Annotated in this window: 19 protein-coding genes, 1 tRNA gene and 1 pseudogene; 12 read left to right on the top strand and 9 right to left on the bottom strand. The window is 73.0% G+C overall.

What is annotated here, in order from left to right:
• Positions 1 to 284 precede the first annotated feature (284 nt).
• A complete protein-coding gene (gene topA / locus GA0070214_RS08785) occupies positions 285 to 3116 on the top strand; it encodes a type I DNA topoisomerase (RefSeq protein WP_091261150.1) in 2832 nt (943 codons plus the stop codon).
• A gap of 48 nt (positions 3117 to 3164) precedes the next feature.
• Here the strand turns inward: topA and GA0070214_RS08780 are convergent, their stop codons facing one another.
• Positions 3165 to 4133 carry a type IV toxin-antitoxin system AbiEi family antitoxin domain-containing protein gene (locus GA0070214_RS08780; RefSeq protein ID WP_091261149.1) on the bottom strand — a complete coding sequence of 323 codons (969 nt, stop codon included), beginning with the start codon at positions 4131 to 4133 and terminating at the stop codon, positions 3165 to 3167.
• Between the two features lie 105 nt (positions 4134 to 4238).
• Entirely contained in the window at positions 4239 to 5546 is a 1308-nt protein-coding gene (locus tag GA0070214_RS08775) for a D-arabinono-1,4-lactone oxidase (RefSeq protein WP_091261147.1), read from the bottom strand.
• Positions 5547 to 5768: 222 nt separating this feature from the next.
• Between GA0070214_RS08775 and GA0070214_RS08770 the strand changes: the two genes are divergently transcribed.
• Positions 5769 to 6344, top strand: a complete 576-nt coding sequence (locus GA0070214_RS08770; RefSeq protein ID WP_091261145.1) for a TetR/AcrR family transcriptional regulator — start codon at positions 5769 to 5771, stop codon at positions 6342 to 6344.
• A gap of 115 nt (positions 6345 to 6459) precedes the next feature.
• Here GA0070214_RS08770 and GA0070214_RS08765 read toward each other — a convergent pair whose 3' ends face one another.
• On the bottom strand, positions 6460 to 7668 hold the full coding sequence (locus GA0070214_RS08765) for an amino acid deaminase/aldolase (protein ID WP_091261143.1): 1209 nt from the start codon (positions 7666 to 7668) through the stop codon (positions 6460 to 6462).
• Positions 7669 to 7942: 274 nt separating this feature from the next.
• Between GA0070214_RS08765 and tmk the strand changes: the two genes are divergently transcribed.
• The 6 genes from tmk (at position 7943) to GA0070214_RS08735 (ending at position 13896) form a co-directional block, all read left to right on the top strand.
• The gene (gene tmk / locus GA0070214_RS08760) at positions 7943 to 10036 is read left to right on the top strand and encodes a dTMP kinase (protein ID WP_279615644.1); all 2094 of its coding nucleotides are present in this window, start codon (positions 7943 to 7945) and stop codon (positions 10034 to 10036) included.
• Positions 10033 to 11343 (top strand): DNA polymerase III subunit delta', encoded by a 1311-nt coding sequence (locus GA0070214_RS08755; RefSeq protein ID WP_091261141.1) that lies wholly within the window; start codon positions 10033 to 10035, stop codon positions 11341 to 11343. Before tmk ends, GA0070214_RS08755 begins: the two co-directional genes overlap by 4 nt.
• A gap of 123 nt (positions 11344 to 11466) precedes the next feature.
• Positions 11467 to 11796 (top strand): YbaB/EbfC family nucleoid-associated protein, encoded by a 330-nt coding sequence (locus tag GA0070214_RS08750; RefSeq protein ID WP_091261137.1) that lies wholly within the window; start codon positions 11467 to 11469, stop codon positions 11794 to 11796.
• 1 nt (position 11797) lies between these two features.
• Positions 11798 to 12103 (top strand): type VII secretion target, encoded by a 306-nt coding sequence (locus tag GA0070214_RS08745; RefSeq protein ID WP_091261135.1) that lies wholly within the window; start codon positions 11798 to 11800, stop codon positions 12101 to 12103.
• Positions 12103 to 12771 carry a hypothetical protein gene (locus GA0070214_RS08740; RefSeq protein WP_091261133.1) on the top strand — a complete coding sequence of 223 codons (669 nt, stop codon included), beginning with the start codon at positions 12103 to 12105 and terminating at the stop codon, positions 12769 to 12771. Before GA0070214_RS08745 ends, GA0070214_RS08740 begins: the two co-directional genes overlap by 1 nt.
• A gap of 288 nt (positions 12772 to 13059) precedes the next feature.
• The gene (locus tag GA0070214_RS08735; RefSeq protein ID WP_091261132.1) at positions 13060 to 13896 is read left to right on the top strand and encodes a PSP1 domain-containing protein; all 837 of its coding nucleotides are present in this window, start codon (positions 13060 to 13062) and stop codon (positions 13894 to 13896) included.
• 131 nt (positions 13897 to 14027) lie between these two features.
• Here the strand turns inward: GA0070214_RS08735 and GA0070214_RS08730 are convergent, their stop codons facing one another.
• On the bottom strand, positions 14028 to 15764 hold the full coding sequence (locus tag GA0070214_RS08730) for a metallophosphoesterase family protein (RefSeq protein WP_091261130.1): 1737 nt from the start codon (positions 15762 to 15764) through the stop codon (positions 14028 to 14030).
• Positions 15765 to 15897: 133 nt separating this feature from the next.
• Between GA0070214_RS08730 and GA0070214_RS08725 the strand changes: the two genes are divergently transcribed.
• A tRNA-Thr gene (locus GA0070214_RS08725) sits at positions 15898 to 15971 on the top strand.
• Positions 15972 to 16120: 149 nt separating this feature from the next.
• Here the strand turns inward: GA0070214_RS08725 and GA0070214_RS08720 are convergent.
• Positions 16121 to 16570, bottom strand: coding sequence for an SRPBCC family protein (locus tag GA0070214_RS08720; RefSeq protein WP_091261128.1), 450 nt, complete (start codon positions 16568 to 16570; stop codon positions 16121 to 16123).
• A gap of 115 nt (positions 16571 to 16685) precedes the next feature.
• On the opposite strand from GA0070214_RS08720, the gene GA0070214_RS08715 reads away from it, so the two are divergent.
• Positions 16686 to 17459 carry a class I SAM-dependent methyltransferase gene (locus GA0070214_RS08715; protein WP_091261126.1) on the top strand — a complete coding sequence of 258 codons (774 nt, stop codon included), beginning with the start codon at positions 16686 to 16688 and terminating at the stop codon, positions 17457 to 17459.
• Positions 17460 to 17474: 15 nt separating this feature from the next.
• On the opposite strand, the gene GA0070214_RS08710 is transcribed toward GA0070214_RS08715, so the two are convergent.
• Positions 17475 to 18221 (bottom strand): DUF899 family protein, encoded by a 747-nt coding sequence (locus GA0070214_RS08710; RefSeq protein WP_091261124.1) that lies wholly within the window; start codon positions 18219 to 18221, stop codon positions 17475 to 17477.
• A gap of 56 nt (positions 18222 to 18277) precedes the next feature.
• Here GA0070214_RS08710 and GA0070214_RS08705 point away from each other — a divergent pair, with 56 nt between their 5' ends.
• The gene (locus tag GA0070214_RS08705) at positions 18278 to 18928 is read left to right on the top strand and encodes a winged helix-turn-helix transcriptional regulator (RefSeq protein WP_091261122.1); all 651 of its coding nucleotides are present in this window, start codon (positions 18278 to 18280) and stop codon (positions 18926 to 18928) included.
• Here the strand turns inward: GA0070214_RS08705 and GA0070214_RS08700 are convergent, their stop codons facing one another.
• The 3 genes and pseudogenes from GA0070214_RS08700 to GA0070214_RS08690 all read right to left on the bottom strand — a co-directional run bounded on the left by GA0070214_RS08700 (position 18929) and on the right by GA0070214_RS08690 (position 21102).
• Positions 18929 to 19513, bottom strand: coding sequence for a GNAT family N-acetyltransferase (locus tag GA0070214_RS08700; RefSeq protein ID WP_091261120.1), 585 nt, complete (start codon positions 19511 to 19513; stop codon positions 18929 to 18931).
• Between the two features lie 366 nt (positions 19514 to 19879).
• A pseudogene (locus tag GA0070214_RS32320) lies at positions 19880 to 20329 on the bottom strand (SRPBCC family protein); the annotation flags it as partial.
• Between the two features lie 119 nt (positions 20330 to 20448).
• Positions 20449 to 21102 (bottom strand): SAP domain-containing protein, encoded by a 654-nt coding sequence (locus tag GA0070214_RS08690; protein WP_091261492.1) that lies wholly within the window; start codon positions 21100 to 21102, stop codon positions 20449 to 20451.
• 445 nt (positions 21103 to 21547) lie between these two features.
• On the opposite strand from GA0070214_RS08690, the gene GA0070214_RS08685 reads away from it, so the two are divergent.
• Positions 21548 to 23749 (top strand): acyltransferase family protein, encoded by a 2202-nt coding sequence (locus tag GA0070214_RS08685; protein ID WP_091261116.1) that lies wholly within the window; start codon positions 21548 to 21550, stop codon positions 23747 to 23749.
• Positions 23750 to 23787: the final 38 nt, after the last annotated feature.

Genomic DNA, 23787 nt, shown 5'->3' with positions numbered 1-23787 from the left:
ATCCCGGACATGTCGTGCGGAGGTTTGCGCAGGAAAACGACCGGTGTCCCCTCCGCCGTGGGTGCGTGATCGTCACAGTGACCCGCTCGGCGCCCTACCCACGGTGTACGGTGGCGCCGTCCGGCGGGGTGCCGGCCGATGGTCGACGCCACCTGATCATTTGCCGCCCACGAAACCCGGAACGCGGACGGCGCGTTACGTTGGACATCCGGACCGCCGGTGGTCCGGCAGGGTGCAACATGCCGCGAAGCGGGCATTACGTAGGAGTGAGGTCGGGGAGAGACGTGCCGAGCAACGCTGGAACCACCCGTCTGGTCATCGTCGAGTCACCGGCGAAGGCCAAGACGATCTCGGGCTACCTCGGCCCGGGGTACGTCGTGGAGGCCAGCTTCGGCCACGTCCGGGACCTGCCCCGCAATGCCGCCGAGATCCCGGCCGCCTACGAGGACAAGCCCTGGGCCCGGCTCGGCGTGGACGTGGACAACGGCTTCGCCGCCCTCTACGTGGTCTCCGCCGACCGGAAGAAGCAGATCACCAAGCTGAAGTCGCTGGCCAAGGAGGTGGACGAGATCTTCCTCGCCACCGACGAGGACCGCGAGGGCGAGGCGATCGCGTGGCACCTCGTGGAGACGCTGAAGCCCAAGGTGCCGGTCAAGCGGATGGTCTTCCACGAGATCACCAAGCCGGCCATCCAGGCCGCGGTGGCCAACCCCCGGGAGATCGACCGGGACCTGGTCGACGCGCAGGAGGCCCGGCGCATCCTCGACCGGCTCTACGGCTACGAGGTCTCCCCGGTGCTCTGGCGCAAGGTCCGCAGCGGCCTCTCCGCCGGCCGGGTGCAGTCCGTGGCCACCCGGATCGTGGTCGAGCGGGAGCGGCAGCGGATGGCGTTCCGCACCGCCGAGTACTGGGACATCCTGGCCACCCTGGCGGTCGCGAACCCGGGCGAGGGTCCGCGCACCTTCAACGCCACCCTGATCGCGCTGAACGGCGACCGGATCGCCACCGGCAAGGACTTCGAGCCCACCACGGGCCGGGTCCGGGCCGGCGCCGGCGTGGTGCACCTGGACGAGAGCGGTGCCCGGGGGCTGGCCGCGCGGCTGGACGGTCGGCCCTTCACGGTCACCCGGGTCGAGGAGAAGCCCTACCGCCGCCGCCCGTACGCGCCGTTCATCACCTCCACCCTCCAGCAGGAGGCGGCCCGCAAGCTGCGGCTCTCGTCCCAGCAGACGATGCGCACCGCGCAGCGGCTCTACGAGAACGGCTACATCACCTACATGCGTACCGACTCGGTGAACCTGTCGGAGACCGCCATCGCGGCGGCCCGCCGGCAGATCGCCGAGCTCTACGGCGAGCGCAGCGTGCCGCCGGAGCCGCGCCGCTACACCGGCAAGGTGAAGAACGCACAGGAGGCACACGAGGCGATCCGCCCGGCGGGGGACAACTTCCGCACCCCGGGCGAGGTGGCCAAGGAGCTGTCCGCCGAGGAGTTCAAGCTCTACGAGCTGATCTGGCGGCGCACCATCGCCTCGCAGATGACCGACGCGGTCGGCTCCAGCGTCTCGGTGCGCATCCGGGCGCTGTCCAACGCCGGCGAGGAGGCCGACTTCGGCGCCACCGGCAAGACCATCACCGACCCCGGCTTCCTGCGGGCGTACGTCGAGTCGAGCGACGACGAGAACGCCGAGGCCGAGGACGCCGAGCGGCGGCTGCCCACCCTGACCAAGGACCAGCCGCTCACCGCCGACGAGCTGGCCCCCCAGGGCCACCACACCCAGCCGCCCGCCCGCTACACCGAGGCGTCGCTGGTCAAGGCCCTGGAGGAGCTGGGCATCGGCCGCCCGTCGACGTACGCGTCGATCATGCAGACGATCCAGGACCGCGGGTACGTCTTCAAGCGCGGCCAGGCCATGATCCCGTCGTTCCTGGCGTTCGCGGTGATCGGGCTGCTGGAGCGGCACTACCCGCGCCTCATCGACTACGACTTCACGGCCAGCATGGAGAACGAGCTGGACGAGATCGCCGGCGGTGACCACGCGGCGGTCGACTTCCTCACCTCCTTCTACTTCGGCAGCGCCAACGGCACCGGCGACCAGGCCATCGCCCACGCGGGCGGGCTGAAGAAGCTGGTCACCGAGAACCTCAGCGAGATCGACGCGCGCAGCGTCAACTCGATCCCGCTCTTCACCGACGAGGACGGGCGCGAGGTCGTCGTCCGGGTCGGCCGCTACGGGCCGTACCTCCAGCGGGCGATGCCCGGCGAGCAGCCCACGCCCCCCGCGGAGGGCGAGGAGGGCGGCGGCCAGGGCGACCGGGCGCCGATCCCCGAGGGGCTGGCGCCCGACGAGCTGACCCCGGAGAAGGTGCACGAGCTGTTCCTCGGCGGCGGGGGCGAGCGCAAGCTCGGCGACGACCCGGCCACCGGCGAGCCGATCCTGCTCAAGTCCGGCCGGTTCGGCCCCTACGTGGCCAGCGGTGAACGGAAGTCCTCGCTGCTGCGCTCGCAGTCGCCGGACAGCCTCACCTTCGACCAGGCGTTGCAGCTGCTCAGCCTGCCCCGGCTCATCGGCACCGACCCCGAGGGCAACGAGGTGGTCGCCAACAACGGCCGCTACGGCCCCTACGTCAAGCGCGGTGACGAGTTCCGCTCGCTGGACTCGGAAGACAAGATGTTCACCGTCACGCTGGACGAGGCGCTGGCCCTGCTGGCCGCCCCGAAGACCCGGCAGCGCCGGGCCGCCGCGCCGCCGCTGCGGGAGATGGGCAACGACCCGCTCACCGAGAAGCCGCTGGTGATCAAGGACGGGCGGTTCGGCCCGTACGTGACGGACGGGGAGACCAACGCCTCGCTGCGGCGCGCCCAGACCCCGGAGGCGCTGACCCTCGAGGAGGCCTCCGAGATGCTCGCCGAGAAGCGGGCGAAGGGTCCGGCGCCGAAGAAGAAGGCGGCCAAGAAGGCCGCCCCGGCCAAGAAGGCAACGGCCGCCAAGAAGACCGCCGCCGCGAAGTCCACCACGGCCAAGAAGACCACGACCGCGAAGGCCACGACGGCAAAGAAGGCCCCGGCAAAGAAGGCAACCCCGAAGAAGGCAACCGCGAGCACCGAAACCGACTGACGATCTTGGTACGTAGCCGCCCTCCCAGGGGCGGATACGTACCAAGATTCAGCCGGGCCAGCCCGCCACTCTGAGGGCGGTGCGGAGTTGGGTCAGGACTTCGCTGGGATTGTGGCGGATCGCCCAGGCGGGGAAGCGGAGTATGCGGTCACCGCTGGCCCACAGGTCGTTCTGCCGTCGCATGTCGGCCCAGGCGGTGCGCGGATCGAGGTGCTGTCCACCGTCGATCTCGACGTGCACCCGCCACTGGGCGAACCACACGTCGAGATAGCGTCGCCGTCCGTTGGCGTCGCGGCGGATCACCTGCCGTGACGGCTCGGGAAGGCCCGCTCGACGGACCAGGTTCAGGAAGTCCAGTTCGGCCAGGGAGTGGGCGCCGCCCGTCGCATCCGACGCGGTCGCCCGGATCAGTTCGCGCCGGCGCGCCCGGGGCAGCCCGGCCAGGACGCGGTGCACGTCGTCTCCGCCGACGAGACGCTGCTGGAAGCCCGCGGCGATGACCGCTCGGGCCTCGTCGTCGGTCGAGGCCCACTGCGCCGCGTCGACCAGGGACCGGGCGGGCATCGTCCGTGGCGGCTGCCCGACGGTCAGCACGTCCTCAGCGGGCAGCAGCGTGGTCCGGTGGAGCCGTACCCACGACGGCAACGACCGTGCCTGGTGCCGGGCGGGCAGCAGCAGGTGGACGACGGGTGACTCGTAACGGCGCAGTCCCCACGCCTGGGCCGCGGTGAGCCCGCCCAGCACGGCCGCCGGGCCGGCCGCGAGCGCAGCGATCCAGCGGAGCTGGGCGCGACCGACGGGCCCGTTGTGGGCGACGTAGATCCCCCGGTGCACCTGACGCCACCGGCCGCTGGCCACCCGGTGGCGAACAGCCTTGTCGGACAGGAACCGCCGCGCCTGCGACGCGCTGAGCACATCCGCCTGCCGAAAGAGCAACCAGCTCAACCCATCGGCATGATCCGCCGGCACACGCCGCCCAAACCCTGCCGATTCCCCACCCGCCGACACACCCTCCATTCCTCCGGATCCCGCCGCCGTCCACCACCCCTGTGGACAGCCGACGGATCTTGGTAGGGATCCGCCCTTCCAGGGGCAGGTTCGTACCAAGATCCTCAGGAGGGGTCAGGCGCCCAGGACCTGGTTCAGGTAGGGGTTGGTGAAGCGGCGGTCGGGGTCCAGGCGGTCGCGGACCGTCAGGAAGTCACCGAACCTCGGGTACGCCTCCGCCAGCGACTCGGCGTCCCGCCAGTGCAGCTTGCCCCAGTGGGGGCGGCCGCCCAGGTCCGTGGCGACCTTCTCGAACGCGCGGAAGTACGGCTCGTACGGCATCCCCACGTACTGGTGGATGGCGACGTAGGCGGAGTCCCGCCCGTACCCGTGGGAGAGCCAGATGTCGTCGGCGGCGGTGAACCGCACCTCGACCGGGAACAGCACCTTGAACGGCAGCCCGTCGACGATCCGCCGCAGTTCGGCCAGGGCGGTGGGCAGGGCGGCGCGCGGGAGGCCGTACTCCATCTCCACGAAGCGGACCCGGCGCGGGGTGCAGAAGACCAGGTCGGAGCGGCCCGTGTAGGTGCGTTCGGTGAGCGCCCGGGCGGAGATCGCGCTGATCCCGGGGGCGAGCGCCGGCACGGCGCGGCCCAGCCGGCAGGCTCCGGCGAAGACGGTGTTGGAGAGGAACTCGTCGTCCAGCCAGCCGCGCCAGCGGGGCAGTGGCCGGTCGTCGGCGGGCACCCGGTCGTTGGCCTTGACCTGCACCCGGTCCGTGTACGGGAACCAGTAGAACTCGGCGTGGTCGTGCCGCTCGACCAGGCCGGGCAGGTCGTCGAGCACCGCGGCGAGCGCGGCCGGCCGCTCGTGCGCGCGGAGCACGAAGGCGTCGACGCAGCGGAGCGTGACCTCGACCAGCACCCCGACGGCGCCGAGCCCGACCCGGGCGGCGGCGAACACGTCGCGGTGCTCGTCGGCGGAGCAGCGCAGCACCTCACCGGCGCCGGTGACCAGTGTCAGCGCGGTGACGAAGGTGGACAGACAGCCGAGCTTGCCGCCGGTGCCGTGGGTGCCGGTGGAGAGCGCGCCGGCGACGGTCTGCGCGTCGATGTCGCCGAGGTTGGGCAGCGCCAGACCGTGGCGGGCGAGCAGGTCGTTGAGCGTGTGCAGCGTCGTTCCGGCCGGTACGGTGACCAGGCGGCGAGCGGTGTCGACGGTGACCCCGGTGTCCAGGTCGGCGAGGTCGAGCCGGTGCCCGTCGGCGACGGCGGTGCCGGTGAAGGAGTGTCCGCTGCCCACCGCCCGGATCGTCCGGCCGGTGTCGGCGGCGTGGCGGACAGCCTCGGCGACCTCCTCGACGGTGCGGGGGCGCACCGTCAGGGCGGCGGTGCTGCGCTGGTTGCCGGCCCAGTTGGACCAGGCGGCTGGCGTGCCGGCCATGGGACGCTCCTCGACGTGAATATGAACTGACTTCATATCAGGAACGTTGTTCCTGGTAAATACCGCAATCGAGCCCGGCTCGTTGTACCGGTAGTCACAGACTCGTGACGTGCAGATATGTTCTCCGTCGAAGGGGGGTGGCGAGTGTCCACACCAGCCGCCACGACCGGGCCGCTGCGTCGGGTACCGGTGCAGGGTCGAAGTGTCGCGCGGGTCCAGCGGATGCTGGACGCCTGCGCCGAGCTCGTCGACGAGGTGGGGTACGAGGGCTTGACCACGACCCTCCTCGCCGAGCGTGCCGAGGTGGCGATCGGGTCGGTCTATCAGTTCTTTCCGGACAAGCGGGCCATCGTGCAGGCGCTGACGCTGCGCACGATGGAGTCCTATCTCCAGCGGCTCGACGAGCGGTTCTCCTCGCCCGACCTGACCCACTGGTGGGACGGGGTCGATGCGGCGATCGACGAGTACATCTCGATGCACCGCACGGTCCCCGGTTTCCGTACCCTGCACTTCGGCGACGTGGTCGACGTGCACCTGCTCGACGAGCAGCGGGACAACAACGGGGTGATCGCGGATCAGCTCGCCCGCGTGCTCACGGAGCGGTTCGGTCTGGCCGGTGTGCCCGACCTCCGCTTCCACCTGGAGGTCGCCGTGGAGGCCGCCGACTCCCTGATCAAGCTGGCGTTCCGGCGGAAGACCGAGGGCGACGAGCGGGTGCTGGTCGAGGCCAAGGCGCTCATCCGGGAATACCTGCACCGGCAGGTCGACGCCCGGACGGAGGCCGTGCAACAGGGCTGAGCAGGACGTCACCGCCATGGTGCCGGCGGTGACGACAAGGTGCGACGCCCGGGGTGCGACCGGGCAGGACGACGAGCGGCGGGTTCCCGAGGTGTCCGGGACCCGCCGTCACCGTCTAGAGGAACGCGTGGCCCTCGCCCCGGTAGGTCGGCACGGTGGCCACCACGCTGTCGCCGTCGACGAGATGCACCTCGTTGACGTGCTCGCACAGCTCGCCGGCCTTCGCGTGCCGGAACCACACCCGGTCGCCGATTCGGAGGGCGGTGGCGACGTCGCCGGCCAGCGGCGTCTGCACCTCACCCGCGCCCTCCGCGCCCAGCAGCTTCAGCCCGGCCGGCAGCCACGGCCGGGGCAGGCGGCTGTCGGCGGCCGGGCCCGACGCGATCCAGCCGCCGCCGAGCACGGTGGCCAGCCCGGGCGCCGGGCGGCGGACCACCGCGCAGGCGAAGAACGCCGCCGGGGTCGGCCGCCAGGCACGGTACGCGTCGAAGAGCGTCGGCCCGTACAGGCCGGAGCCCGCGGTGACCTCGGTGACCGCGGGGTCGGCGCTGGTGGCGGCCACGCTGCCGGTGCCGCCGCCGTTGACGAACTCGAGGTCGGCGTGCTCGCGTACCGCGGCGACCGCGGCGGCACGGCGGGCCAGCAGTTCGCGGTACGAGCCACGCTGGGTGACCCGGATGGCGGTGCCGAGCACCGCCTGCCCGGGCGGGGCGTCGCCGAGGCCGGCGATCTGCGCCTCGTAGGACATGAGGCCGACCAGCCGGAAGCCCGGCCGGCCGGCGACCGCGGCGGCGAGGCTGCCGGCCGCCCCGGCGCTGTGCACCGGGGACCGCCGCACGCCGACGTGCACCCGGCCGCCGAGGGGCCGCCAGGAGGCGTCGAGTTCGAGGCAGACCCGCAGCGGCGGCCGGCGGTCGGGCGGGCAGACCTGGTCGACCAGGTCGAGCTGCCCGGCGTCGTCGACCATCAGGGTCACCGCGTCGGCGAGCGCCGGGTCGGCGGCCAGTTCGGCGAGCGCCCTCCGGTCGGCGGTCGGGTAGGCGACCAGCACGTCGTCGCTGACGCCGCTGCGGGCCAGCCAGAGCGCCTCGGGGAGGGTGAACGCCATCACCCCCCGCCAGCCGGGCCGGGCCAGCGCCCGGGTCAGCAGCTCCCGGACCCGGACCGACTTGCTGGCGATCCGCACCGGCTTGCCCGCGGCCCGCTGGACCAGAGCGTCGGCGTTCGCGTCGAAGGCGGTGAGGTCGACCACCGCGTACGGCGGGTCGAGATGGGCGGTCGCCCGGTCGAGGCGATCGCGAAGTTTGTCACGGTCGATGGCCACGTGTGCACGCTAACTGTCTGGACGCCAATGCGAAATACCCTCGCGTCTGTCCGGGCTGCGGGCGGTGGTGCCGGCGGCCTAGGCTCGCGAGCAGGCGAATGTCGCGGAGGGGGACGCATCTCGCCGCGACTAGAGTGTTCCACCGGGGGTGCCCAACTCTGGGCCGGCACGTGGAGGTACGGCCATCGAAAGCCAGAACAACGGCGAGTCGCCCGGCGTGTCGGCGCCCGCGGCCGACCGCTCCGGAGCGGCCGCCATCCGGTCGGTCCTGCGCATCCGGCCCTTCCGCCGGCTGTGGATCGTGCTCGGCGTCGCCTCCTTCGGCGACTGGCTCGGCCTGCTCGCCACCTCGGTCTTCGCCGCCGCCCAGGTTTCCGGCAGCACCGCGAAGGGCGCCGCGTTCGGCACGCTGATCGCGATCCGGCTGCTCCCGGCGCTGGTGCTCGGTCCGGTCGCCGGTGTCTTCGCCGACCGGTTCGACCGGCGCTGGACGATGGTCATCTGCGACCTGCTGCGCTTCGTGCTCTTCGCCTCCATCCCGCTCTACGCGCTCACCGGCGCCAGCGGCGGCCTCGTGGTCACCTGGGCGGCGATCGCCACCTTCCTGATCGAGACGGTCACCCTGCTGTGGATCCCGGCCAAGGAGGCCGCGGTCCCGAACCTGATCCCGCGTACCCGGCTGGAGACCGCCAACCAGCTCACCCTGATCACCACGTACGGCATCACCCCGATCGCCGCCGCGATCGTGGCCGCCGTGCTCGACCGCAGCGTGCGGGGGCTGGTCGGGGGCGACCTGCCCGACTGGGCCGAGCCGGCCCAGCTCGCGCTCTGGGTCAACTCGTTCTCCCGGCTGGCCACCGCGCTGGTCGTCGCGTTCGGGATCAAGGAGATCAGCCAGAGCCGGGGCGGCGAGCGCGAGCAGGCCGAGCAGACCATGGTCCGCCAGTTCGCCGAGGGCTGGAAGTTCATCGGCCAGACCCCACTGGTCCGCGGCCTGGTGCTCGGCATCTTCGGCGCCTTCGCCGGCGGCGGCATCGTGGTCGGCACGGCGAAGTTCTTCGCCGCCTCGCTCGGCGCCGGTGACGCCGCCTTCTTCCTGCTCTTCGGTGCGATCTTCATCGGCCTGGCGATCGGCATCGGGGCCGGCCCGATGATCGTCCGGGACATGTCCCGGCGCCGCTGGTTCGGCATGAGCATCGTGCTGGCCAGCGCCTCGGTGCTGGTGCTCGCCTTCGCCATCCACCTGTCCATGGCGATGCTCGGCGCGGTCCTGGTCGGCGCGGGCGCGGGCATGGCCTTCCTGGCCGGCACCACGCTGCTCGGCGGCGAGGTCGCCGACGAGGTGCGCGGCCGCGTCTTCGCGGTGGTGCAGATCGGCACCCGGCTGGTGCTGATCCTGGCCATCGCGCTGAGCAGCCTCCTGGTCGGCGTCGGCGGCTCCCGCCAGCTGACCATCGCCGACCTGGGCATCTCGGTCTCCTCGACCCGCCTGCTGCTGCTCGCCGCGGGCGCGGCCGGCATCTTCGCGGGGATCAGCGCCTTCGGCCAGATGGACGACAAGAAGGGCGTGCCGGTCCTGGCCGACCTCTGGGGCTCGATCCGGGGCCGCCCGCTCATGCCGTCCGAGCCCTTCGTCTCCAGCGGCCTCTTCGTGGTCTTCGAGGGCGGCGAGGGCGCCGGCAAGTCCACCCAGCTCGCCGCACTCGCCGAGCGGCTGCGCGGGCAGGGCCGGGACGTCGTGGTCACCCGGGAGCCGGGGGCCACCGGCATCGGCCAGCGGATCCGCTCGCTCGTGCTGGAGACCGCCGACGACGAGGCCCCGTCGCCGCGCGCCGAGGCGCTGCTCTACGCCGCCGACCGGGCGCACCACATCGCCACCGTGGTCCGGCCGGCGCTGGTCCGGGGCGCGGTGGTGATCAGCGACCGGTACGTCGACTCGTCGCTCGCGTACCAGGGCGCCGGGCGGACCCTGCCGGTGCAGGAGGTGTCCTGGCTCTCCTCGTGGGCCACCGGCGGGCTGAAGCCCGACCTCGTGGTGCTCCTCGACGTCGACCCGCACACCGGCCGTACCCGGGTCGACTCCCGCAACCAGGGCGCCGACCGGCTGGAGGCCGAGTCGATCGGGTTCCACGAGCGGGTCCGGTACGCCTTCCTCGACCTGGCCGCCGCCGACCCGAAGCGCTACCTGGTGCTCGACGCGTCCCGCCCGGTCGAGGAGATCGCCGCGGCGGTGGCGCGGCGGGTGGACGAGTTCCTCGTCGACCCGGCCGCCATCGTGCACCCGCGCCCCGCCCAGGGTCCCGACACCACGGTCCAGCCCGAGTTATCCGACGCGGAGCTGGTGACGATGGAACGCCCGCACCGATGACCGACGTCTTCGCCGACCTGGTCGGGCAGGACGAGGCGGTGGCCACGCTCCGGCGGGCCGCCGCCTCGGCCGCCGCCCTGCTGCGTGCCGCCGCGCCCGCGGTCGCGCGGGCGGGCGCCCCGGCGGCCGGCGGAGCCGACCCGGACGGCGACGACGACCTCGACGCGCTCGCCGACGAGTTCGACGAGCCCGGCCCGGCCGGCCCGGAGGGCGTCGACCCCGGCGCCGGGATGACCCACGCCTGGATCTTCACGGGGCCGCCCGGTTCCGGCCGGTCGGTGGCCGCCCGCGCCTTCGCCGCCGCCCTCCAGTGCGTCCACGGCACCGGCTGCGGCCACTGCCCCGGCTGCCACACCACCCTCGCCGGCACCCACGCCGACGTGCGGCTGGTGGTGCCCGAGGGGCTCTCCATCGGCGTGAGCGAGATGCGCGCGCTGGTGCTGCGAGCGGCCAGCACGCCGTCCGGCGGCCGCTGGCAGGTCGTCATCATCGAGGACGCCGACCGGCTCACCGAGGCCGCCGGCAACGCGCTGCTCAAGGCGGTGGAGGAGCCGCCGCCGCGTACCGTCTTCCTGCTCTGCGCCCCCTCCACCCACCCGGACGACATCTCGGTGACCATCCGGTCGCGGTGCCGGCTCGTGCCGCTGCGGCAGCCGCCGGCCGGGGCGGTGGCCGAGGTGCTCGTACGCCGCGACGGCATCGCCCCCGACGTGGCCGAATGGGCCGCCGCGGCGGCGCAGGGCCACGTGGGCCGGGCCCGGCGGCTGGCCCGCGACCCGGAGGCCCGGCAGCGCCGCGACGCCGTGCTCGCCGTGCCGCGCCGGCTGACCGGGGTCGGTGCCGCGTTCGACGCCGCCTCCGCGCTCATCGAGGCGGCCGAGGCCGAGGCCGCCGCGGCGGTCGCCGAGATCGACGAGACGGAGAAGGCCGCGCTCCAGACCGCGCTCGGCGCGGGCGGGACCGGCCGGGGTGCGGCCGGCGCCATGCGGGGCGCCGCCGGGCAGCTCAAGGACCTGGAGCGGCGGCAGAAGTCGCGGGCCACCCGGGCCCAGCGGGACGCGCTCGACCGGGCGCTGGTCGACCTGGCCGGCTTCTACCGGGACGCGCTCACCATGGCGCTGCGGGCGCCGGTCGCACCCGTGCACAGGGACACCGCGGCGCTGGCCGGGGCCGGCGCCCAGAAGTGGGACGCCGAGGGCGCGCTGCGCCGGCTGGAGGCCGTGCTGGAGTGCCGGGCGGCCATCGAGGCGAACGTCAAGCCGCGGATCGCGGTGGAGGCGATGATGCTCGCCCTGTGGCGGGGCTGACCACCCGCCGAGGTTGTCCACAGGGCATCGACAGGCTTTGTTGACTGCGGTACGGTCCGGTGTGGCCGCGCGGTGACGGTGGCGGCACGCTCAGTGATGAGGTCAGCCGGGAGGAGTCCGCCGATGCCACGCGGGGAGATCGACGAGGCCTGGATCGAGGAGGCGGTGCGGCGCTACCGGCGCATCGAGACCCTCCAGGCCGAGTTCGACCAGGCGGTGGCGACGGTCGAGGTCACCGTCCGCTCGCCCGACGGCCTCGTCGAGGTGGTGGTGACCGCCGGCGGGCGGATCACCGACGTGCGCTTCCTCGGCCCGCTCCACCAGCGCAACCCCCGGGACGTCGCCGGGTCGGTGCAGGCCGCCGTGACCGCCGCCGCCGACGCGGCGCAGTGGGCCCGCGAGAAGCTCCACAACGAGACGTTCGCGGCCTACCGGCCGCTGGCGGGAGCCTGACATGGACACGTTGCGCGCGCTGGCGGCCCGCCTGGACGAGGCCGGGGCCACCCTCGCCACGCTGGCCCACACGGTGACCGCCACCGACCCGCCCCACCCCGCGTTCGGGGCACACGCCACCGGCCGGCCCGGCGAGATCGGCCGGGCCCTGCACCGGCAGTGGACCGCGGCCACCGGCGACCGGGCCCGCGAGGCGCAGGCCGCCGCCGCCCGGCTGGCCGCCGCCGCGGCCGCCCTGCGCAGCGCCGCCGACCGCTACCCGGCGACCGACGAGTCCGTCGCGCGGCGGCTGGCCCGGGAGGCGTGATGGACGCCCTCGACCGCCTCGCCGAGCCGGGTCTCGACCTGCTCACCCGGGTCGACGCGCTGCTCGCCGCCGGCGCGCCCGAGGGGCACCGGCTCTGGCCGCTGCTGCGCCGGATGCAGGTGCTCCCCGGCGCGGCCGTCCGCGAGTTCCTCGACCTGCACCCCGCGCCGCTGACCGGCGCCGGCCACGCCGTGCGCCGGCTCGTCCGGGGGTACGACGACACCTGCGCCGCCCTCGCCGACCCGGTCGCCTGGTCCGGGCCGGCCGCCGCGGCCTACGACGAGGCCCGCACCGCCCTGCTCCGCCACCTCGACGAGGGGCCGGAGAGCCTGGTCGGCCGGCTGGAGTCGACCGCCGGCTACGCGGACGCGCTGGCCGACTGGGCCGAGGGCAGCCGGGTCGCACTGGCCCGGGCGCTGGCCGAGGTGCTGCGCTCCGCCGAGGCGGTCACCGTGCACGCCGCCACCCGCCCGGGCGCCGAGGCCGGCCGGTCGGGGTCGCTCGCGGCCGCCGAGATCGCCACCCGGGTGCTGGGGGTGCTCGGCGTGGCCTACGACGGCGCGGAGACCCTGCTGCGGCAGTGGGCGCCGAGCCTCGCCGAGACGACCTGGCGGGACCGGGTCACGAGCGCCCCCCGCTACGGCGGCACCACCCGGATCGGGCACTGACCGGGGGCCGCACAGGTCCACGGCGTCGCACGCCGGACCGGCCGTGGCCGGGCTCCGGCGGCGACGCCGTGGCCTTCCCCTGCACCCCCCGCAGGTCTGGCTTCACTCAACGCGGTCGACGGCCGTTTGTCCCGTAGCCGACTCATGTTTCAACCGTCCGGGCGAGGATCACGGCACGAGGGGTCGGCTCCGGTTCGGTCGAGTCGACAAACATGGATCGCTGCGGCGGGTGACCGGACGGCGACGGGCGGCCGTCCCGGAACCCGGAGAAGGTCGTAGGGTGGTGGCATGGGCATGCTCTGCGCGGTCAGCTTCAACCGGTACGGGCGCCTCTTCTACCTGGATCCCGGTGAGCTGCGCCCGCAGGTGGGCGACAAGGTGCTGGTGCCCACCGACGACGGGCCCGAGGTGGCCGAGTGCGTCTGGGCGGCGCAGTGGGTCAGCGAGGACACCGAGGGCTTCCCCCGGCTGGCCGGCCTGGCCGGTGACGAGGACCTGCGCCGCGACGAGCTGCTGCGCCGGCGCAAGGCCGACGCCAAGGTGGCCGCCAAGCGGCTGATCCGCGAGCACGGCCTGCCCATGAAGGTGGTGGCGATCGACCACGTCTTCGCCACCCCGGAGACGGGCAGCGACCGGACGATCGTCTACTTCACCGCGCCGCACCGGGTCGACTTCCGCTCCCTCGTGCGCGACCTGGGGGCGACCCTGCACTGCCGGGTCGAGCTGCGCCAGCTCTCCGCCCGGGACTCGGCCCGGGTGCAGGGCGGCATCGGTTCCTGCGGGCGGGACCTGTGCTGCGCGACCTTCCTCACCGACTTCGAGCCGGTCACCATCCGGATGGCCAAGGACCAGGATCTGCCGCTCAACCCGCTGCGCATCTCCGGCGCGTGCGGCCGGCTGATGTGCTGCCTGAAGTACGAGCACCCGCTCTACCAGCGGTTCCAGGAGTCCGCGCCGGCCATCGGCAGCCGCGTCTCCACCCCGGAGGGCGAGGGCAAGGTCGTCGGCCACAGCGTCCCCCGCGACTCGGTCACGGTCCGCCTCGACGCCGACGGGTCCCGCTGCTCATGCAGCCGCGCATCGGTCTGCGCCCCCCGCCAGGCCCACGACCAGCACTATTCCTGACCGCCCCCATCCCGCCGGGTTCCGGCCGGTCTCCGGCTGTCCTCCCGCGTTGATCATGAAGTTAGCGGCGATTTTGATCTCTCTCCGTGCCGCTAACTTCATGATCAACGCTGCTCGGGGGCTCGGTCCGGTCAGCGGAGGACGATGGGGGGTTCGGCCAGGCGGGGGGTCAGGGGGGACTTGGGGAGGATCCAGCTCGCGGTTTGGGACTGGTCGGGGTTGAGCTGCCAGGCGTGGGAGACCTTGTCGACCGCGATCGGATAGATGGTCAGGGTGCCGTCCGGGTCGATGCGGAAGCGGAGGAACGACTTCGAGTCCTCGATGCCCTGCCCGGCGAAGAGCTCGTTGACGTTCACCCCGAACGAGCCGGCCACCAGCAGGTACAGCGCCACCAACTGGCTGGCGACCAGACCGCTCACCGGCCCGTACAGGACGGCGGCGGCGACCGCCGGCAGCGGCCACGGCCAGTCGTAGAACGGGAGCTGGAGCCAGAGCCAGGTGCCGCCGGCGGCCAGCGCCACGTGAGCCAGCCCGTGCGTCACGCCGAGGATCCAGTGCCGGGCGTGCCGCTTCCCGCCGGAGCTGGGCGGCTTGGCGAAGAACGCCGCGCTCAGGAGGGTCACCACCAGCATGATCACCAGCGGGACGCTGAACAGTCGCTGCTCGGTGGTGCCCACCTGGTTCGCCGTCACCCCGGCCATGGCCAGCATGAGCAGCGTGTGCAGGGTGCCCAGCAGGGTGGTGAAACCCGGGTTGCGTAACGGCAGCCGGGCGAAGATCCCCCAGCCGTACCGCCGGGAGCGGGCCTTGTCCGGATAGCGGGCGGCCAGCTCGTACTCGCGGGTGCGGCTGGACCGGCGGGCCAGGGTGTCCCGCGGCGGCACCTCCAGCCGCTCGGGCAGCTGGTGGGTGGGGTAGAGGTAGGCGCCGCCGCCCCCACTGGTGATCAACTGACGCTCCGGGCCGGTGTAGCGGGCGTAGTGGTGCAGGTCGCCCGAGACCAGCAGCCGCACCTGCGCGCCGGTGGGCGCCACGATCGTACGGATGAAGTAGTCGATCGAGTCGTAGGCCGTGGGATGGTCGTGGGCCTTGACCCAGGTCGGCGCCGGTACCGCCAGGATCACCTTGGCCTGCGGCGTCAGCTTCCGGGCGACCTCGTCGAAGTAGGTGAGCTGCGGGTCGTCCAGGTACGACCCGGACTGGTCGTCGAGGCCGAGCAGCCACCAGTCGGCCGGCAGCTCCACCGCGAAGTACGAGCGGGACTGGCCCGTGCCCCAGCCCGCGAAGTGCCGGTCCCGGGAGCGCACGAACAGCCGCAGGAACGCGGTCAGCCCGTCGTACCAGTCGTGGTTGCCCGGCACCGCGAAGAGCGTCGGCCGCTGCGGTGGCGCGATCGGCAGCGCGGCCTGGTACGGCCCCTTGCACCGGTCCTCGTACGCCTCGTAGGCCGCCGACGGGTAGACCTGGTCGCCCCCCATCACCAGCGTCTGCGCCCGGGGCAGCCGGTGACCGTCCACCTCCAGCTCCGGCTGGGCGAGCAGATAGGCCACCGAGTACGTGGCGTCGAAGCCGTCACCCAGGTCGGCCACGTAGTCCAGCCAGAGCCCGCCGTCCGGCCCCACCTGCCGGAACGTGTCGTTGCCGAACGCGTTCTGCAACTCGCGCTTGTCCAGGTACGCCCCGAACAGCATCGCCAGCAGCGTCCGGAGCCCGGTGCTGATGAGCAGCAGCGGCGCGAGCCAGGGGACCGGCTTCCGGGGGGTGAAGCCCAGCTCCAGCGGGTCCAGGCTGCGCGGCCGTCGGCTGGCCCGCTCGCCCGGGTGCGCCTCGGGGATCGGCTGCTGCGGCGGCACGTGATCGTCACTCACCCGCCGCAGGGTAGTCCCGACGGAGCGCGAAGTCTCTCCCGCGTACGTGCCGAAACTCCCCGATGTCCGGATCGGAGGTGAGGGGGATCCCGTTCGGCGTCCGGCGGGGTGTGCCGTACACTTGACGATCGTTGCCGCCTTAGCTCAGTCGGCTAGAGCGACGCACTCGTAATGCGTAGGTCGACGGTTCGATTCCGTCAGGCGGCTCGGCACAGAAGCCCAGGTCATAGGCCTGGGCTTCGCCGTTTCCCGAGGTCAGTCACGCCGCCGGCGGCCCGAGTCCTTGAACCGGCGGCGGCTCACCGCCGTGGAGTTCGGAGGCGACCCGGCCCGGCGATGAGGCGGCCACGGTGGACCTACGGTGCGGGGAGTTGCCGGTGTATGGCGATGTCCTCCACCCGGTGCAGTGTTTCCGAGTTACGCGGGCGCAGCATCAGTGCCAGTGCGGCCTCCGGGAGGAAGCGGGCGACCCCTGCGGCCGCCCGCCAGCCCATCCGTACCCGGGTGGTGTCGGCGGATAGCGGCTCCAGTGCCAGGCGGACACGAGCGATCCCGAGCGGACCGGCGTGCGCATCGAGTTCGAGCAGACGGTTGGGCTCCATCTCCCGCACCACGGTCCGGTCCTCGATCTGCAGCGGCCACGGGCCCACCCGGTGATGGACCCGGGTGCCCACTGCGGGCCAGCCGTCATCGACGGCCCGTATGTGGGCGGCACCGACGACCCAGCTGGCGTAGCTCCAACCGTCCGACAGCACAGCGAAGATCCGCTCGGGTGGGGTGCGGATGGTTCGGCAGACCTCGATCATCGCGCCTCCTCGCTTCCGGCCGCGTCGTGGCGTTCCCTGCCCACGCGGCGGCAAACGGGGACAGGTCGGACTTTCCCGGCCTGAGCAGTTGTGGCGCGGTGGGTAGGGTGACCGCGTGGAGGAATCGCTGCTTCTCAGCTCCTCGTTCGGCTCGGCGTCGGCCGCGTACGCCGAGCACCGCCCGGACTACGCGCAGGCCGCGGCCCGCTGGGCGCTCGAGCTCGCGCCCGGCCCGCGAGTGCTCGACCTCGGTGCCGGCACCGGCAAGCTGACCGCCACACTGGTCGCGCTGGGTGCCGACGTCGTCGCGGTCGAGCCCGACCCGGCGATGCTGGCCGAGTTGTGTCGCGCGCTGCCGGCCGTCCGTGCCCTGCCGGGCAGCGCCGAGGCGATCCCGCTGCCGGACGCGTCCGTCGACGCCGTGCTGGCCGGCAACGCCATGCACTGGTTCGACATGGCCGTCGCGGGCCCGGAGATCGCCCGGGTGCTCGCGCCCGGTGGCGTCCTGGCCGGTCTGTGGAACGTCATGGACGACCGGGTCGACTGGATTGCCGGGCTCGAACGGGTCAGCGGAAGCGCCGCCATCGGCCCGCGCGACACGTTGAGCAGTTGGCGCGCCGCGACGGCAGGCCTGCACCTGCCGAGGACCGGCGTGGGCGCCCGGTTCGGCTCGCCGGAGCAGGCGGAGTTCCCGCACGGGCAGCGCCGCACCGCCGACTCGCTCGTGGCGACGCTCGCGACCCGCGCGGGGATGCTGGTGATGCCGGAGCCGGACCGGGAGGCCGCGCTCGGCCGGGTCCGAGCCTTCCTCGGGAGCCGGCCCGAGACCGCCGACGGCGAGTTCACGCTCCCGATGCTGACCGGCGTGCTGCGCGTCCGGAGGCTGTGACGGTCGTCGACCGTCTCAGTGGCAGTGGCGCTCGCCGCCGGCGGGCCCGGTGGTGCCCAGGTCGTCGTCACGACCGGCGGCGAGGCGGGACCACTGCGAGGTGGGTCGCCCGTCGAGCCGGAACTGGTCGCCGTCGGTCCGGAACCTCCGCGGCCAGCCTTCCGGCGAGTCCTCCCAGTCCTCCTGGCGGCCGTGGACGGTCATGTCGAGCACCCCGTACGACGGGGCCATCGGCTCGACGCCCCGCCCGCTGGTCCAGTAGGTCTCGAACACCCGGTCGCCCTGGCGCAGGTAGCACGCCTTCATCCCGAACGCGCGCCCGGCGAGGAGAGGGCCGACCGAATCCGCCGGCACCGAGTACCAGGGTGCCTGCCAGCCCATGAAGTCACGGTAGCGGGACGACTCCTCGAACGGTCCCTGGCAGAGGACGGCGAACGTGACGTCGCGCGAGTGCAGGTAGGACAGTTCGAGCAGGTGACCGTTGAAGAACGTGCAGCCCTCGCACTGGTCGGCTGCCGACCTGCCGGTGTGCCACATGTGGTACGACGCGAACAGCTGGGTCCGGCCCTCGAAGACGTCGAGCAGGGGCACCGGACCGTCGGCGCCGATCAGCGGGACGGCCGGGTCGACCTCGACCATCGGGAGCCGCCGGCGGGCCGCCGCGATGGCGTCGCCCTCGCGGGTGTGTGCCTTCTCGCGCAGCCGGAGTTCGTCGAGCTGCTTCTGCCAGGTCTCACGGTCGGTGAGCGGAGGTGTCGGCATGCTATGACGCTAATAGCCGCTAGTATGCGCGTGCAAGTGCGACGGGGAGGTGTTCCATGCCGGTTCAGCGGGGCTATCGGCAGGCCTGCGGCATCGCGCGCGGCCTCGACGTCGTGGGTGAACGGTGGTCCCTGCTCGTGGTGCGCGAGCTGCTGCTCGGGCCGAAGCGGTTCACCGACCTCCAGCAGGCGCTCCCGACCGCGAGCCCGAACGCACTGTCCGACCGGCTGCGCGAGCTCGCCGACGCGGGCGTCGTGCGCCGGCGGCAACTGCCTCCACCGGGCAACGTGCGGGTCTACGAGCTGACCGCCTGGGGTCGTGACCTGGAGCCGATCCTGCTCGCGCTCGGCACCTGGGCACTGGCCGCCCCGCCGACCGCGGAACAGCTCTTCGTGAGCGTGGACAGCGCCATGCTGAGCATCCGCACCTACTTCGCGCCGACGCCGGAGCAGCCCGGGGCGGCGATTCGGGTCGAGCTCCGCGACCACGGTCCCGCCGGGGTGTTCGGCGTCCGTCTCACGCCGGCCGGCGCCGAGGTCTCCCACGAACCGCCCGACGAGCCGGACGCCGTCCTGGCCACCACGACGGACGCTCTCGTCACCGCCTTCGGGAGCGACGACCTGGCCGCCGGCGCCGTCGTCACCGGTGACCCCGAGGCCGTACGTCGTCTCCTCGCGGGCGTTCACCTCCCGCACAGGATGGGCTGATCAGGCCGGCTGCCGCATGATCCAGGTCGGCAGCGGTTCGGCCACCTCGCGTACCACCTGCCACCCGGCCCGGCGGTAGATCTCGACGTTGCCCGGGTTGCTGGTCTCCAGCACCGCCGGGAGCCCGTCCGCCGCGGCCCGCTGCAGCCCGGCCCGCATGACGGCGCGGCCCCAGCGTCGGCCGGCGCTGTCGGGGTGGGTGCCGAGCACGCCGAGGTACCAGAACGGGCCGCTGGGCAGCGCGGCGTGCACGGCCTCGTCGTAGGCGCGTACCCGGGCCAGCGCGTCGGCGGGCAGGTGGGCGGCGAGCGGGTCGGCCGGACCGGACTCCGCCGGGGTGGGCGGCTCCCAGATCGCCACCGAGGCGCCCCCGCCGATCGTCCAGATCGTCTCCCGCCCGACGCGCTTGTCGAAGAGGTAGCCGAAGAAGGCCGCGGCGTACCGGGGGTAGCTGGCCGGATCGGGGAAGAGGTGGGTCAGGACGGGGTCGGCGGCGAAGGCGGCGACCAGCGAGTCGACCACCCGCCCGCGGTCCGCCGGGGTGGCGACGGTGATCTCCGGTGTGCGTCGTCCGAGGTCGGTCACGGGCGGCAACGATACGCGCCACACGAAGCGAGCCCGGCGGGCACGGCGCGGGGGCCGGCCCGCCGGGCTCGCTCCGGCAGGGAGGTGAAAGGCCTAGAGGTTGCGGCGCGGGTCGGCCGGGTCGGGCGGGAAGGCGCCGGTCCGCTGCGCGGGGACGTCGGTCACCACGTACCCCGTCTCGGGCTCCGGGGCGGGTTCCTCGTCGGTGTCCGAGCGGTGCTTGGCCACCGCGGCGGCCCCGGCCGCTGCCGCGCCCGCGGCGACCGCGCCGGCCGCGACCGCCTTGCCCGAGACGCCGGCCTTGCCGTCGTCGCCGCGCGAGGCCGCGGCGTGCTCCACGCCGGGCGTGCCGAGGGTACGGCCCTCGTCGATGGTGCCCCGCCAGGCGCCCGTCTCCGCGCCCCGGCCCTCGATGTACGACTTGAACTTCGCCAGGTCGGCCTCGGCCCGCTTCTCCACGAGGTGCAGCTTGTCGCCGGCCTTCTCGACCAGCCCCTCCGGCTCGTACTCGAGGGAGAGCTGGACCTGGGTGCGGTCGGTGCCGATGGGCTGGAAGTGGACGGCGCCGGCGTTGGTGGCGCCGCTGGTGGCGGCCCAGGCGATCTTGCGGTCCGGCACCTGCTCCAGGACCTTGGCGTCCCACTCGCGCTTCACGCCCGCGATCTCGGCGACCCAGTGCAGCCGCCGGTCGTCGAGCTGGCGGACCTCCTGCACGCCACCCATGAACCGCGGGAACTCCTCGAACTGCGTCCACTGGTTGTACGCGGTGCTGACCGGTACGTCGACTTCGATGGACTTCTCGACCTTCGTGGTCATGAGCACTCCTTGTCGTTCAGTCTTCCGTACCGAAATTCGTACCCCAGACGATCGGGCCTAATCGGAGCAAAAGGCCCGGACCCGTCACACCGGCCCGGGCCCTTCGACGTCGTCGGGTGTCAGCCGTCCTCGCGGTCCGGGTTCTCCAGCCGGAAGAAGTTGCTCTGCTTCCCGTCGGACCGTTCCTCCTGGTAGATGAAGTTGAGCCGCCGCTCGTCGAAGGTGCGGAACCACTCCTCCCAGCTGATCTCGCGCAGCCGCTGCTCGCGCCCGTTGCTCGGGAAGTCGAAGCGCAGCACCCCTGCGTGCCCGTCGTGCTCGGTGCCGTCCACCGTGCTCGGCACGCCCTTGCGGGCCTCGGCCCACTGCCGGATCACCTCGTGGTCGGTGGTGACGAGGCTGCGGCCGGGCCGCTCCGGCTCGTCGTCGACCGAGGTGACCTCCTGGGCGTACTTGATCGACTTGGAGGTCTGCGGTCCCTTGCGGATCCCGCCGTCGCCGCCCGGGGAGCGGGCTTCGCGCAGGCTCTTGACCAGGGCCTCGACCAGCTCCGGCTTGTGCATGTCCGAGGTGCCGGCGACACCCCGGGCGCGCAGGCGGCTGCGCAGCTCGTCGACCTTCAGCCGGGCGATCTCGCTCTCGTTGATGTCGGGGGTGTTCGGGGTCTGGTTGCCCGGCGGATTCGCCGACGACGTGCTCTTCTTCGCCGACGAGGAGCTGCGGGACGAACCGCCGGCCCGGGTGGAGGTGCTCTTCTTGGCGCCGTCGCGCATGCTCTTCACCAGGGCCTTGACCAGGTCGTCCTTGCGCATGTCGGCGGTGCCGGTCACGCCGCGCCGGCGCAGCCGGTCGCGGAGCTGGTCGACCTTCAGCCGGGCGATCTCACTCTCGTTGATGTCCGGGGTGTTGGGGGTCTGGTTGCCCGGCGGGTTCGTGGTCGCGGTCGAGCCGCTGCCGCGCCCGGAGCCGTTCTTCGGGGGCATCGCACATCATCCTTCCTCGACCCGGTCTCAGGGGGTGTCCGGCGTCGTCTGGTGGCGGTGGGCCGTCCTTCGAATCAGTACCCCCAGCCGCCCGTCCAAACGCCCGGCGTTCGGCCGCCGCCGCTTCGGGGCCCGGGCCAGGGCCGGCGGCAGCCGCGGGGCGGCACGATTGCTCCCCCGCCTGACCAGCCGCTATCGTTCCCGAGGCTGGAATCCCCCAAGGTTGAGGATCGTGATGACTTCCCCGGAGTTGACGACCGTTGCCGCCCCGGGAAGTTCCCAGATCGAGAAGCCGCCACCGGCGGGCCCGAGCACCCTCCCGGACCAGGCGGCCGGGCGCGAGCCGCGCCGCGAGTCCACGCCGAGCCGGTTCCGGGCCGACGTCGCCGGGCTCCGGGCGGTGGCCGTCGGGCTGGTGCTGCTCTACCACGCCGGCCTGCCGTTCCTCCCGGGTGGCTTCGTCGGGGTCGACGTCTTCTTCGTGATCTCCGGCTTCCTCATCACCGGGCAGCTCATCAACGAGATCGACCGCACCGGCCGCATCTCGTTGCTGGGGTTCTACGCCCGGCGGGCCAAGCGGATCCTGCCCGCCGCGACGGTCGTGCTGGCGGCCACCGCCGTGGCGGTCCGGCTGTTCGTTCCCCGGGGCCAGTGGCAGGAGATCGGCGGCGACATCGCCGCCGCGGCGATCTACGTGGTGAACTGGCGCTTCGCCGACCGCGCGGTCGACTACCTCGCCGCCGACAACGCCACCACCTCGCCGGTCCAGCACTTCTGGTCGCTCGCCGTCGAGGAGCAGTTCTACCTGCTCTGGCCCCTGCTGATCATCCTCGCGATCCTCGCGGCGAAACGGCTCCGGCGGACGAACGTGCGGCCGGTCCTGTGGATCGGTCTGGCGGTCCTGGCGGTGCCGTCGTTCGCCTGGTCGATCATCGAGACGGCGACCTCGCCGGAGCGGGCGTTCTTCGTCTCCACGACGCGGTTGTGGGAGCTCGCCGTCGGTGCGGGCATCGCCCTGGCCGCGACCGGCGCCGCCCGCATGCCCCGGGCGCTGGCCGTCGTCCTGGGCTGGCTCGGTCTCGCCGCGATCGTGGCGGCGGCGCTGCTGGTGACGAAGAAGACGGCGTGGCCCGGGTACGCCGCCGCGCTGCCCACCCTCGGCGCCGCGGCGGTGATCGCGGCCGGCGCCGCGGCGGGCTCCCGCGGCCCGGTCCTGGTGCTCGGCACCCGCCCGTTCCGGTGGGTCGGTGACCTGTCCTACTCCCTGTACCTGTGGCACTGGCCGATGCTCATCGTCGCCGGCGCGTACTGGGACGGCCTGTCGGTGAAGCGCGGCCTGGTGGTGGCGCTCGCCTCGGTGGTCCCGGCCTGGATCACCTTCCGGCTCGTGGAGAACCCGCTGCGGTACTCGCGGGCGGTCTCGAAGTCGCCGCGTCTCGCGCTCAGCCTCGGTGGCAACTTCACGATGGCCGGGATCTGCGCCGGCCTCGCCCTGGTGCTGACGGCCGCGTGGGCGGCCAACGCCCAGCCGACCCGGCAGCACTACGCGCCCGGCGCGGCCCTGCTGTCGACCACGCCCGGCACCGCCCCGATCGGCCCGGTCCCGGAGCGGTTCGACGTCATCACGCCGGACCCCCTGCAGATCCGGCAGGGCTTCATGGATGTGCCCGTCACCAACCGGGACAAGTGCTTCCAGCAGGTCGTGGGGTCCGAACTCCTGTGGTGCACCTACGGCAACCCCACCGGGTCCACCACGGTCGCGCTGGTGGGGGACTCCAAGATGGACCAGTGGCTGCCGGCGTTCCAGGTGCTCGCCGCGCAGAACGACTGGAAGCTGGTGATCGCCGCCAAGGCGTCGTGCCCGTTCACCAGCGCCCCCGCGCTCCGGGCCGATGATCCCACCAAGCTCTACACCGACTGCATCGACTGGAACAAGGCCCTGCTGCGCAGGCTGACCGAGGAGCGTCCCGACTACGTCGTCACCTCGCAGGGGGCGTCGCGCGCTCTCGACACCAAGTCCGGCAAGGGGACGGTCGAGGCGATGATCGCGGGTGTGCGCGCGTCGTGGAAGGCACTCGACTCCGTGGGGTCGAAGGTCGTCGTCCTCGCCAACAACCCCGGTCCCGGCCCGGCCGTGACGTGCGCCGACAAGAACCGGAACCACCTGTCGGCCTGCGCGTTCGACCGCAAGCGCCACGACCAGGACGCCGCCTACGTGATGCAGCGGAAGGCGGTGGCCGGGGTGCCCGAGGTCAAGATGATCGACCTGTTCGACGCCATCTGCCCGACCGACAAGTGTCCGGTGGTGTTCGGCAACGTCCTCATCTATCGCGGGGGCTCGCACATCGGCGCGGCCTACGTCAAAACCACGGCCCCGCACCTCGCGCGGGCGCTGTCGGACATCGGGGTGCCGGCGCGTTTCGCCCCGTCGAACTGACCGCCACCGCGCGGGCCCGGCGGGCGGAGCGCCGGCCG

The organism is Micromonospora chaiyaphumensis (genome assembly GCF_900091435.1).
GTDB lineage: Bacteria > Actinomycetota > Actinomycetes > Mycobacteriales > Micromonosporaceae > Micromonospora > Micromonospora chaiyaphumensis.
Note: the sequence above shows the minus strand (reverse complement) of the source record. Positions and strands in the feature narration are given on the sequence as shown.

Coding starts and splice junctions, on each gene's coding strand:
- GA0070214_RS08780 (WP_091261149.1), bottom strand. CDS start 4,133: ATGGAGGGTGTGTCGGCGGGTGGGGAATCGGCAGGGTTTGGGCGGCGT.
- GA0070214_RS08775 (WP_091261147.1), bottom strand. CDS start 5,546: ATGGCCGGCACGCCAGCCGCCTGGTCCAACTGGGCCGGCAACCAGCGC.
- GA0070214_RS08770 (WP_091261145.1), top strand. CDS start 5,769: ATGCTGGACGCCTGCGCCGAGCTCGTCGACGAGGTGGGGTACGAGGGC.
- GA0070214_RS08755 (WP_091261141.1), top strand. CDS start 10,033: ATGACCGACGTCTTCGCCGACCTGGTCGGGCAGGACGAGGCGGTGGCC.
- GA0070214_RS08750 (WP_091261137.1), top strand. CDS start 11,467: ATGCCACGCGGGGAGATCGACGAGGCCTGGATCGAGGAGGCGGTGCGG.
- GA0070214_RS08745 (WP_091261135.1), top strand. CDS start 11,798: ATGGACACGTTGCGCGCGCTGGCGGCCCGCCTGGACGAGGCCGGGGCC.
- GA0070214_RS08740 (WP_091261133.1), top strand. CDS start 12,103: ATGGACGCCCTCGACCGCCTCGCCGAGCCGGGTCTCGACCTGCTCACC.
- GA0070214_RS08735 (WP_091261132.1), top strand. CDS start 13,060: ATGGGCATGCTCTGCGCGGTCAGCTTCAACCGGTACGGGCGCCTCTTC.
- GA0070214_RS08720 (WP_091261128.1), bottom strand. CDS start 16,570: ATGATCGAGGTCTGCCGAACCATCCGCACCCCACCCGAGCGGATCTTC.
- GA0070214_RS08710 (WP_091261124.1), bottom strand. CDS start 18,221: ATGCCGACACCTCCGCTCACCGACCGTGAGACCTGGCAGAAGCAGCTC.
- GA0070214_RS08705 (WP_091261122.1), top strand. CDS start 18,278: ATGCCGGTTCAGCGGGGCTATCGGCAGGCCTGCGGCATCGCGCGCGGC.
- GA0070214_RS08690 (WP_091261492.1), bottom strand. CDS start 21,102: ATGCGCGACGGCGCCAAGAAGAGCACCTCCACCCGGGCCGGCGGTTCG.
- GA0070214_RS08685 (WP_091261116.1), top strand. CDS start 21,548: ATGACTTCCCCGGAGTTGACGACCGTTGCCGCCCCGGGAAGTTCCCAG.